The organism is Niameybacter sp., assembly GCF_036655075.1.
Taxonomy (GTDB): Bacteria; Bacillota; Clostridia; order Lachnospirales; family Cellulosilyticaceae; genus Holtiella.
On sequence record NZ_JAVVQU010000075.1, the window covers coordinates 1 to 6,947 of the forward strand.

The 6,947-nt window shown below is 36.0% G+C and carries 9 protein-coding genes; all 9 read right to left on the reverse strand.

The genetic code is table 11. The annotated features are described in order from the left end of the window. On the reverse strand, positions 1-355 hold a 355-nt coding region (locus RRY75_RS13445), incomplete at its 3' end, for a sigma-70 family RNA polymerase sigma factor (protein ID WP_332717242.1). A gap of 115 nt (positions 356-470) precedes the next feature. Beyond that, on the reverse strand, positions 471-1,709 hold the full coding sequence (locus RRY75_RS13450) for a peptidase U32 family protein (RefSeq protein WP_332493798.1): 1,239 nt from the start codon (positions 1,707-1,709) through the stop codon (positions 471-473). A 10-nt stretch (positions 1,710-1,719) separates the two neighbouring features. Continuing rightward, on the reverse strand, positions 1,720-2,376 hold the full coding sequence (locus tag RRY75_RS13455; protein WP_332493799.1) for an O-methyltransferase: 657 nt from the start codon (positions 2,374-2,376) through the stop codon (positions 1,720-1,722). Between the two features lie 89 nt (positions 2,377-2,465). Further along, the gene (locus RRY75_RS13460) at positions 2,466-4,133 is read right to left on the reverse strand and encodes a ribonuclease J (protein ID WP_332493819.1); all 1,668 of its coding nucleotides are present in this window, start codon (positions 4,131-4,133) and stop codon (positions 2,466-2,468) included. Positions 4,134-4,150: 17 nt separating this feature from the next. After that, entirely contained in the window at positions 4,151-4,585 is a 435-nt protein-coding gene (locus RRY75_RS13465; RefSeq protein WP_332493800.1) for a Fur family transcriptional regulator, read from the reverse strand. Between the two features lie 42 nt (positions 4,586-4,627). Beyond that, positions 4,628-4,873: a DUF1292 domain-containing protein gene (locus RRY75_RS13470; protein WP_332493802.1), complete on the reverse strand. Its 246-nt coding sequence runs from the start codon at positions 4,871-4,873 to the stop codon at positions 4,628-4,630. Between the two features lie 12 nt (positions 4,874-4,885). Then, positions 4,886-5,305 (reverse strand): Holliday junction resolvase RuvX, encoded by a 420-nt coding sequence (gene ruvX, locus RRY75_RS13475; protein ID WP_332493821.1) that lies wholly within the window; start codon positions 5,303-5,305, stop codon positions 4,886-4,888. Positions 5,306-5,341: 36 nt separating this feature from the next. After that, complete coding sequence (locus tag RRY75_RS13480; protein WP_332493803.1) at positions 5,342-5,593, reverse strand: IreB family regulatory phosphoprotein; 252 nt, start codon at positions 5,591-5,593, stop codon at positions 5,342-5,344. A gap of 85 nt (positions 5,594-5,678) precedes the next feature. Further along, positions 5,679-6,947, reverse strand: a 1,269-nt coding sequence (mtaB, locus tag RRY75_RS13485) for a tRNA (N(6)-L-threonylcarbamoyladenosine(37)-C(2))-methylthiotransferase MtaB (protein ID WP_332717247.1), incomplete at its 5' end; no start/stop codon positions are given.

Consider the following 6,947-nt stretch of genomic DNA (forward strand, 5'->3'; position numbering starts at 1 on the left):
GAGAGGTTTCATTCTTTTGTTTTTTGGTAGATCGGATACTCATTAAAATCTCATTTTCAATGCATCGCGCAGCATAAGTTGCAAGCCTTGTACCTTTTGAGGTATCGAAGGATGTGATGCCTTTAATAAGTCCAATGGTCCCAATTGAAATCAAATCATCCATGTCTTTATTTAAATTACTATACTTCTTGACAATGTGTGCCACTAAGCGTAAATTACGTTCAATGAGAATATTCTTTGCCTGCTCGTTCCCTGCACTTAACTCGTCTAGATAATGTTTTTCTTCTTCGGCGGATAAAGGTTGCGGAAAAGAAGAAATACTACTGAAATAGGAAAAACAAAAAAAAGGCAACATTTAGGCACACCTCCATAAAAAATGGGTTCATACTTATTGTATGATGAGGTGCCTAAAATGTGCCCGTACACTCTATTTTTTATCTTCTTATGCTTGCACTTTTTTTAACGATTGGTTAAATCACTTGTTCTTTGCGAAGAAGAGCTGGAACACTTATATCTTCATTTACTTTAAACTTCACAATTTGGAGTGGATGTGGCGCTGACTCAATGGCATTACCTGCTGCATCCCACATTTCATCGACAGTTACTGAAATAAAAGGTCTATTGGGTAATAAAATCTCTACGGTATCACCCACTGAGAATTTTCTACGCTGTTCAATAGTTACCATTTGAGTTTCCTTATCATAGTCAATAATCATTCCTGAAAAATCATAATTACGCACATAAGAATTATGTGTATAAGTCTGATCTTGGGAAGTTGGCTTATGTTCATAGAACCCTGTTGTGAACTCTCTATGGCTTGCTTTTCCTACTTCTTGAAGGAAGTATCCTTTCTTGGCTTCAAAAGCTGCTGGGTCTTCTAAATACGTATCAATTGCTTCACGATATGCTTTAATAACAGTTGCTACATAAAGAGGGGTTTTCATACGCCCTTCTATTTTGAAGCTATAGATACCACTTTCTACAAGTTCAGGAATATATTCAATCATGCATAGGTCACGAGAGTTGTAAATATAAGTCCCTCGCTCATTTTCTTCTACTGGCATATATTCACCTGGACGTGTCTCTTCTACAACATGGTATTTCCATCTACAAGGTTGTGCACATTCTCCATGATTTGCATCACGATTTGTCATGTAGTTACTAAGTAGACATCTTCCTGAGTATGCCATACACATCGCACCATGTACAAAAGCTTCAAGCTCAATACTCTCTGGTAAATGATCATGAATGGACTTCACTTCTGGGAATGAAAGTTCACGAGCAAGCACAATACGTTGTGCCCCTTGAGCTGCCCAAAACTGCGCCGTATGATAGTTTGTATTATTCGCTTGTGTAGAAATATGAATTTCCATGTTAGGCACTGCTGCTTTAGCTGTAGCAAACACCCCTGGATCTGCAACGATAATGGCATCTATACCCATTGCTTCTAATTCTACGAAGTATTCCTTCATCCCTTCAAAGTCTTCATTATGGGCAAAAATATTAGCAGTTACGTACACTTGTACACCATGCTCATGAGCATATTTAACACCTTCACACATTTCTTCTGGTGTAAAGTTCTTTGCTTTTGCTCTTAATCCATAGCTTCCTCCACCAATATATACTGCATCTGCTCCATATAGAACAGCTATTTTTAAAGTTTCTAAACTTCCTGCAGGTGCAAGAAGTTCTACACGTTTCTTTTTCATTTTCTTCCTCCTATTTTTTATAACTTAAAGCAACACCATCCCCTATGGGTACAACACTACTTACAAGACACGGGTCATGAGTAATGGTATAGAGAAAATCTCTTAGTCTTGCATGGGTGGTACGCTGTCTACGATCAATCAAGTACCTTGATTTAGCTACAGCCCCTTTATGCAGGACATTATCTGTAATTAAAAGTCCACCTGGCTTTAAAACACGAATGCAATGTGGCAAGAAGTTAATATATTGACCTTTGGCACAATCCATAAATACGACATCATATTTTGCATCTTCTAAAGTCGCAAGGAGCTCAGCTGCGTCACCTTCCATAATTTGAATCTTATCTTCTAGTGCTGCACGTTTTATATTTTTTTTAGCATTTTCCGCCATATAAGCAAAACGTTCAATTGTGGTAATCTTTCCTTCTTCTTGTAAGAACTCACTCATAAGCATAGCAGAATATCCTACAGCTGTACCAATTTCTAAAATATCTTTAGGCTTTTGCATTGTAAGCAGTACTTTCATAAAATCTGCTACTTCTGGTTTAATAATTGGCCATGTTTCTTTTTCACTTGCTATTAACTGTTCAATTTCCAACAATACATCTTCTGGCGGTGTATGAAGTGCACGAATGTATTGAACGATATAATCATAATTGATTTCACTCATTGTTTTATCCTTTCTCATTGCCAAATTCAGCAGACAAAAAGTAGTCCTTTTCTATTCTATAAAAAAACCTAGCAAAATGCTAGGTTTTTTTACACTTCCATTATAATTGGTAAAATCATAGGACTACGTTTAGTCTTTTGCCATACAAATTCTTTAAGGTCATCTTTAACAATTGTCTTAATCTGAGACCACTCTACGATATGCTTTGTTTCACATCGCTCCAATGCTTTACGTACAACAAGTCTTGCTGCATCCATTAGATTCTCGGCTTCTCTTACATAGACAAAACCACGGGATATAATATCTGGACCTGCTACTACCATACCTGTTTCACGCTCAAGTGTCATGACTACAATGAGTAAACCATCTTGTGAAAGATGCTTACGATCTCTCAAGACAATATTCCCAACATCTCCAACACCTAAACCATCTACTAAAATTTGTCCTGAAGGCACACTACCTACAATTTTGCAACGTTCTCGTGTAAGTTCAATAACATCTCCAATAGAAGCTATTGTAATATGGTCTTTAGGCATCCCCATTTCTACTGCTAATTCAGCATGCTTTTGTAAATGTCTATATTCCCCATGAACAGGAATAAAATACTTCGGCTTTACAAGCGCATGAATAAGTTTCAACTCTTCTTGTGCTGCATGACCGGATACATGTGTCTCTTCTTGTATAACAGTGGCTCCCTTTTTAGTCAATTCATTAACTACTTTGGAAATGGTCTTTTCGTTACCAGGTATAGGCGTAGAACTCAAAATAATTACATCTCCTGGCTTAATTTCTAACTGACGATGCTCAGATGCCGCCATACGTGACAGTGCCGCCATAGGCTCTCCTTGGCTTCCTGTCATAATGATAACAATTTGTTCATCGCTATAACGCTTAACATCGTTTACATCAATCAAAGTATTTTCTGGTATATCTAGGTAGCCTAACTCACTTGCAGTCTTTGCTACATTCACCATACTTCTTCCTATAATAGCTACTTTGCGATTAAATTTATAAGCCGCATTAATAATTTGCTGAACACGGTCTACATTAGAAGCAAAGGTTGCCACCATAATTCTCTTACTCACTGCTTTATTAAAAATATCTTCAAACTTAAAACCGACCATTTTCTCAGATTGGGTAAACCCTGTACGTCCTACATTAGTACTGTCTGCCAAAAGAGCCAATACGCCCTTTTTCCCAAGCTCTGATAAACGGTGTAAATCAATACGTTCCCCACGAATAGGCGTATAATCTACTTTAAAGTCACCTGTATGAATAATTGTTCCTACAGGTGTCCATATAGCAAGCATTACGGCATCCGCTATACTATGATTAGAGCGAATGAATTCAATTTTAAAACTATTACCGAGTTTAATTGTTTCCCCTTGTGTGACATTGTGTCGTTCTGTTGTGCGCAATAAATTGTGTTCTTTAAGTTTATTTTCTACTAAGCCAATAGTAAGTCGTGTCCCATACAAAGGTACATTAAGTTCTTGTAAAACATAAGGCAATGCGCCTATATGATCTTCATGTCCATGGGTTAGTACTATCCCTCGAATTTTATCTAAGTTCTTAGTTAAATAAGTTACATCTGGAATGACTAAGTCAATCCCAAGCATTTCATCTTCTGGAAAAGCGAGTCCACAGTCCACAACAATGATATCATCGTCATACTCAAATGCTGTCATGTTTTTCCCGATTTCTCCCAGACCACCCAGAGGAATGATACGTAACTTGTTTTTAGTTTTTCTGGGCACCAAAACTACACCTCCATCTATATATTTTTTGCACAAGTTTCACAATAACCATAAAAAGTAACATTATGATTCATCACTTTAAAATTATACTTAGCTTCTATATGGGCTTCGATTTCAGCGAGCATATCATTTTCTACTTCGAATACTTTGTTGCATTTTGAACAAATGAGATGATGATGATGATGATTTTCTTGATGACTCAGCTCAAAGCGACTACATCCTTCATCAAAATAAAGTTTATCAATAATGCCCATTTCTTCAAAAAGTTGTACTGTACGATAGACAGTTGCTAAGCCAATTTCTGGATAGCGTGTTTTAACTAAAGTATAAAGCTCTTCTGTAGAAAGATGTTTCTCACAATTTTCTATCAAGATATCTAAAACAGCTCTTCTTTGTGTCGTTAACTTACAACCTTTTTCTTTTAGTCGTTTTTTAAATGTTGCTGCATTCATCTTGTTCGCCCCTCTAACCAATTGTTTTGCTTTGTTTTTATGCTAAATTTCTATATCGTATTCATCACTTTCCATCAGTGTTAGTGCTGCTTTTTGGAACTCTTTATCATCCTCTACTAACTCATAAGTGATTTCATAACCATCATCTACTACTTCTTTTAAAATCGTTGCATTATCTTCTTCATCTGCTACAAGAAGGTATTTTTTACCATCTATTACAGTTTGGTCTATTAATTCGAATAAAATGGTTTCACCTGTTGTTTCGTCATAAAATTTAATATTTTCCATAGTAATCCCCTTTTAGTAATGTGCGTCGAGATAATTTTGTAAAATCAGTCCAGCCGCCATCTTATCAATGACTTTTTTCCTTTTTTGTCTACTCATGTCTGCAATAATCATTAGATTTTCAGCTTCTACTGTTGTAAGACGCTCATCCCATAATTCTATAGGTAAGTTTAAGCTTGCTTCTAACTTTTTCTTGAAGACAACAGTATGTTCACATCTTTCACCTTCTGTATTATTCATATTTTTGGGGTATCCAAGAACAATCTTCTCTACCTTATATTCTATACAGAGTTCTTGTATTCTATTTATAGTTGGCTTGAGATTGTAAGTATCTGTACGTCTAATAATCTCTAATCCTTGTGCTGTAAAACCTAAAGGGTCGCTCACAGCAACCCCTGTTGTTTTTGTTCCAAAATCTATTCCTAATAATCGCAAATTCAAATAACCTCCTGTATAAAGGTCACCAGTGTCTTATTTCTTTAAGTAATACGCCACAAGTTCCTCTAATATTTCGTCTCGTTCTAGTCGTCTAATCTTGTTGCGTGCACCATTATGGCTAGTAATATAAGTTGGATCTCCTGACATAATATAGCCAACTATTTGATTAATTGGATTGTATCCCTTTTCATTAAGTGCCATATAAACATCCATTAATATATCACGAGTTGATGCCTTTTCAGGCATATCAAAATGAAATTGCACGGTCTCATTAATACTTTTCATTTGCATCACCTTCCAATATTTACACTTTACATCTTAGCTATATGATAATACAATCTCCCTTTATATGCAATTAGAAAATACTATCTTAATCTATACACTTTCCCATTAAAGCATCATCTTGTTTACTTTCAATGTGTACTTTTTTCAAGGTATTAACAATAGCACACTCACTTGCTACTTCTACCTTAATGTAATTACTTGTATAGCCATGGGCTTTGCCTTGGTCATCTTTTTCAAAGAGCACTTCCATATCTGTTCCAATAAATTGTTCGATAAAAGCTTGTTGTGTTCTATCTGTTACTTCTTTTAAAGTTTTGAGACGTCTATCCTTAGCAGGTGCATCAAGTTGATCTTTCATTTTAGCAGCCACTGTCCCTTCACGTACTGAGTAAGGGAAAAGATGGACTTGAGCAAATCCTATTGCCTTAGCAAAATCTACAGTCTCTTGGAATTCTTCTTCCGTTTCACCAGGGAAGCCTACAATAATATCTGTTGTAATGGCAACATCTGGCCAGATGTTGCGAAGTGCCACTACACTTTCTTTATACTCAAGAGTTGTATATTTACGATTCATACGCTTAAGCACTGTATCACAGCCACTTTGCAAAGAAAGGTGGAAATGATGGCAAAGCTTAGGCAATCCTTGAATAGCCTCTAGGAAACCTGGTGTTACCACAACTGGTTCAATAGAACTTAATCGTATACGTTCGAGTCCATCTAAGTCATGAATTGCTTTGATTGCTTCTACGAGTGATGTGTTACCTAAATCTTTCCCATATGAAGCCACATGTATTCCCGTTAAAATAATTTCTTTAAACCCTGCTTCTACAAGTCGATTTGCTTCTTGCATGACATTTTCAATTTTACGGCTACGAATTTTCCCTCTTACATAAGGAATAATACAATAAGTACAATAGTTATTACAACCTTCTTGTATTTTCAAGTATGCTCTTGTATGTTCACCCATATTACTAATGTGAAGTTCTTCAAATTCTTCTACATCCATAATATTGCCTACATAATTATATGTCTCTTGGTCTTTTTTATAGTTTTCTATAAGCTGAATCATCTCATTACGTTTATTCGTTCCTACAATCAAATCGACTTCTGGGACATCAATTTTGATTTGTTCACCTGCTGATTGTGCATAACATCCCATAGCAATCAATACGCTATCTGGATTCAATTTCTTGGTTTTTCTAAGCATTTGTCTACATTTACGGTCACTTAAATGGGTTACCGTACACGTATTGACAATATAAACATCAGCCTTTTCATCAAACCCTACTTCTTTATAGCCTTCTCCTTTAAATAACTCTACAACCGCTTCGGTGTCATACTGATTCACCTTACA

Bases quoted from the DNA above. Each gene is read 5' to 3' on its own strand.
- RRY75_RS13480 (WP_332493803.1), bottom strand. From the start codon at position 5,593: ATGAAAAGTATTAATGAGACCGTGCAATTTCATTTTGATATGCCTGAA.
- RRY75_RS13450 (WP_332493798.1), bottom strand. From the start codon at position 1,709: ATGAAAAAGAAACGTGTAGAACTTCTTGCACCTGCAGGAAGTTTAGAA.
- RRY75_RS13455 (WP_332493799.1), bottom strand. From the start codon at position 2,376: ATGAGTGAAATCAATTATGATTATATCGTTCAATACATTCGTGCACTT.
- RRY75_RS13465 (WP_332493800.1), bottom strand. From the start codon at position 4,585: ATGAATGCAGCAACATTTAAAAAACGACTAAAAGAAAAAGGTTGTAAG.
- RRY75_RS13470 (WP_332493802.1), bottom strand. From the start codon at position 4,873: ATGGAAAATATTAAATTTTATGACGAAACAACAGGTGAAACCATTTTA.